This is a genomic window from Moorena sp. SIO4E2 (assembly GCF_010671945.1).
GTDB classification, from domain to species: domain Bacteria; phylum Cyanobacteriota; class Cyanobacteriia; order Cyanobacteriales; family Coleofasciculaceae; genus Moorena; species Moorena producens.
In genome coordinates this window covers 1-3920 of record NZ_JAAHIE010000620.1, presented here as the reverse complement: position 1 = coordinate 3920, position 3920 = coordinate 1, and the positions used below count along the sequence as shown (strand labels likewise).

The 3920-nt window shown below is 43.9% G+C and carries 2 protein-coding genes; both read right to left on the bottom strand.

All coding sequences use genetic code 11. The features are described from left to right. A partial coding sequence (locus tag F6K37_RS34220; RefSeq protein ID WP_287255231.1) for a type I polyketide synthase occupies nucleotides 1–2182 on the bottom strand: 2182 nt, incomplete at its 3' end. A 63-nt stretch (nucleotides 2183–2245) separates the two neighbouring features. Next, the gene (locus tag F6K37_RS34215) at nucleotides 2246–3706 is read right to left on the bottom strand and encodes a beta-ketoacyl reductase (RefSeq protein WP_287255230.1); all 1461 of its coding nucleotides are present in this window, start codon (nucleotides 3704–3706) and stop codon (nucleotides 2246–2248) included. Between the last annotated feature and the right edge of the window lie 214 nt (nucleotides 3707–3920).

The window sequence follows — 3920 nt, the reverse complement described above, 5'->3', positions numbered from 1 at the left end:
GGGAACTATAGTCCGCGATCGCCTTTTTGACCCGCTCCTCCGATGCCAACAACGATACCATCTTGCCACCAGCAGGCAACTGCTGCATTAACCGCCCCCGCATGGCAATTAACTTCAAACCATCTTCAAGACTGAAAACTCCTGCCACACAAGCTGCCACATATTCTCCCACACTATGGCCCATCACCATATTTGGTTTAATGCCCCAAGAAAACCATAACTTGAGCAAACTATACTCAATAGCAAACAGTGCCGGTTGGGTATAGGCGGTTTGGTCTAGGAAAGAGGAACTTGAGTTTTGTTCTTCTTGAGGATAAAGTACTTCTAAAAGCGGATTTTCCAGATCCGGACGTAGGATTTGATCACATTGATCTAAAGCGTGACGAAAAGTAGGTTGAGTTTCATACAATTGCCTTCCCATATTCAGATACTGGGAACCTTGACCGGTGAAGAGGAATGCCACTTGGGGATGCTTGCGACCAATCTTTTGAGCCTCTATCACTCCTGGTGTTTCCTGTCTAGTTTCTGCCGCCTTTAATTGTTCCTCTAACTGTTTTGTTGATTTGGTGACAATGGCGAGGCGATGCTGGAAATGCGATCGCCCCACATTAGCAGTGTAACAAACATCTCCTATGTTCAATTCTGGATGCTTCTTCAGATGGTGGTAATAACTTGTCAATAACTGCGAGAGCGCTTCTTCTGTTTTCGCTGACAGGGTTAGAAAATGAACTGGACGTTCTAAAACCTCTTCACTTTTGAATTTTGAATTTTGATTTTTAACTTGAACGGGTGCTTCTTCTAAGATTACATGAGCATTCGTTCCGCTCATCCCAAATCCGCTGAGTCCAGCCAAACGAGGTTTTTCTCCTTTTTTCCAAGGAAAGGCTGTTATCGGTACCTTGACCGGTATTCGATCCCAATCTATCTGAGGATTGGGCTGATTGAAGTGTAGATTCGCCGGAATCTCTTGATTCTGAAGGGCTAGGACAACCTTAATCAAACCCGCTACTCCCGCTGCTGCCTCCAAGTGCCCAATATTGCTTTTGACTGCTCCTAAAATCAGAGATTGTTCCTTACTTCTTTCTTGACAATAGACTTGATCGAGTGCTTTTACCTCCAGAGGATCTCCCAGAGAAGTCCCGGTACAGTGACACTCAATGTAGTCAACCTGTAACGGGTCTAATTTCGCATTTTTCAATGCTTGACGAATTACCTTTTTCTGAGCCTGCTGATTGGGAACTGTCAGACCACTACTTGGTCCATCATGGTTAATTGCCGAACCTCTGACAAGTGCTAAAATTCGATCCCTATCTGCTATCGCATCCCTAAGACGTTTCAGTACAACGACTCCACAACCTTCTCCACGGGCATAACCATCAGCACTTGCATCAAAGGTTTTACACCGACTATCGGGTGATAGCGCTCTCCCGTTACAAAATAAATGAGTAACATTGGGATGAAGCATCAAGTTTACCCCTCCTACTAGGGCTAGATTAGACTCCCTAGAGCGCAAACTTTGGCAGGCTAAATGTAAGGTAACTAAAGAAGAGGAACAGGCCGTGTCTAGGGAGAAACTCGGTCCTTGCAACCCAAAAACGTATGCAACTCGACCTGCTGAAAAACATTGAGAACTGCCCGTTCCCAAATAAAAATCAGCTAAATTTCCAGGTAATGAATTTATCCCAATAATTGCATAATCATTAAAACACTGACCAATGTATACTCCAGTATCGGTGTTTTTCAAACTCCTGGGCGAGATGCCTGCATTTTCCAATGCTTCCCAAGTCACTTCTAAAAGCAGCCTTTGCGAGGGATCTATTTTAGCTGCTTCTATACCAGAAATTCCAAAAAATGCCGGTTCGAATTGGTCTATTGGTTGTTGGAGAAAATAACCGTGACGAACGTATATTTTGCCGGGAATATCGGTAGTGGAATTGTAGTAGCGATCAATATCCCATCGCTCTTGCGGAATCTCTCTCCTGACATCCTTTGCCTCTTTGAGAAATTTCCAGTAAGTTTCAGGACTATCAACACCACCGGGAAAACGACAGCCAATTCCAATAATGGCTATTGGCTCAGTAGCTGCTGTTTCTATTTCCTTGAGTTTAGCAGTTGCTTGTTTAACTTTTAATAGAAGACGTTGCTGATTTGAGAGTTGGGTTGTTTGGGAGCTGGGTTCCATATTTATTCCTCGTGTCCTGTTACCTATAATAGGGACTTGGCAACCAAACCCCTACCAGCTTACCTATAGAAGTAGATCAAGTTCAGTCAGGGCTTCGTCAAGCGCTTGCTCCATTTCATTTTCGGAAAGCTGACTAATTCCTGAAAGTAGATCTTCAGAATTTATCGTGACCTCTGGTGTTTCAGATTCTGCTTGGGTATCATCCGATGACGGAATTAGTTCTTCTAGATAATCGACTAATGACTGAATATTTGGATACTCAAAGGTAGAAGTTGACGATAAGGAAATACCTAAATCCGCCTGTATCCTTCGAGATAAGTCAACAGCCATCAGGGAATCCATTCCGAGGTTAAAAAATCCTTCTTCTGGGTCTGGCAAATCAGTTTTACTTCGCCTTAAAATCTTGGCAACCGTACTTACCAGGTAATCAATAATTAGTCGTTGTCGCTGTTCTTTTGTTGTTCTGTTGAGTTCTTCCAGAAACTCGCGTAGTTTTGGTCCGTGATTTGTTTGAGCCTGAAGGTCAAACTGGCTAGCTATATCAGACAGCAATGCTGGAGTTATCGACCCAAACTGAGTTAAAAACTGCGGCCAATCTACAGGAAATACAGCGATTTGTGTTTGATTACCAGCCAATACTTCTTCAAAAGCTTGTAATCCTTGCTCTGGTTGAATACTCTGAAAACCTTGGCTTTGTAGGCGACTTTGCTGTTGTGTTTCCATCCGAGCTGCCATGCCTACGTTTGCCCAGCCTCCCCAGTTAATACTCAATCCGGGTAATCCCAGGTGCCGACGATATTGGGTAATCCCATCCATAAATGCATTAGCGGCTGCATAGTTTCCTTGACCGGGGTTCCCCAATACAGACGTTATGGATGAGAAACAAACAAAAAAGTCTAATGGTATATCTTTGGTTAGTTTATGTAAATTCCAGGTTCCTTCAACTTTGGGCGCTGTAACTTTTGTGAATTGCTGCCAACTCATTTGTTGCAACAACCCATCATCTATAACTCCCGCCGCATGAATCACGCCCTTGAGTGGAGGCAATGAGGTCTGTATGTGTTGGAAAATATCAACCATGTCTTTTTCTTTGGATACATCTCCCAACAATACGGAAACGTTCGCTCCTGCTTTTTCTAACTGCTCAATGCTTTCGGTAGCGGTTTCTGATGGAGCATTACGTCCGGTCAACACTAGATTCCTAGCACCTTGCTGTACTAGAAACTTGGCAATTTCCCATCCTACACCGCCTAAACCACCAGTAATCAAATAACTGCTCTGGTTCTCAAGGACTAACTTGGTATCGGTTTCTAACTTAGCTTGAGTTAATCTTGCGACTTGACGCGCGCCTTGACGATAGCGGATTTGATTTTCTGCGCGGATTTGATTTTCTGCATCGTTCGATACATTCCCCTTTGACACCGGATGGCCAACGATTTCCTCAACCAGGACTTGTAGGGTTTCTTGCCCGCCAGCATTAGGGTCTAGATCCAGACAACGACAGTCTAACCCCGGGTACTCCATAGTTATTGCTCTACCAAGTCCCCATAAAAGAGCTTGTTGAGGTTGCATATTGGTGGTGCGATCGCCTGGTGTTTCAGCAGGATTGCACCTTAGTCAGTTTTGTCCTTAGTCAGTTTTGTCCTTAGTCCTTTGTGATCCACATTAAGTCTCCTGGTATTAACAAAAGACCAATGACCAATGACCAATTAGCGATGACTAGAGACTAATGATTCAT

Excerpts from the sequence above, each read along its gene's own strand:
- F6K37_RS34215 (WP_287255230.1), bottom strand. The coding sequence starts at position 3,706 with ATGGAGTACCCGGGGTTAGACTGTCGTTGTCTGGATCTAGACCCTAAT.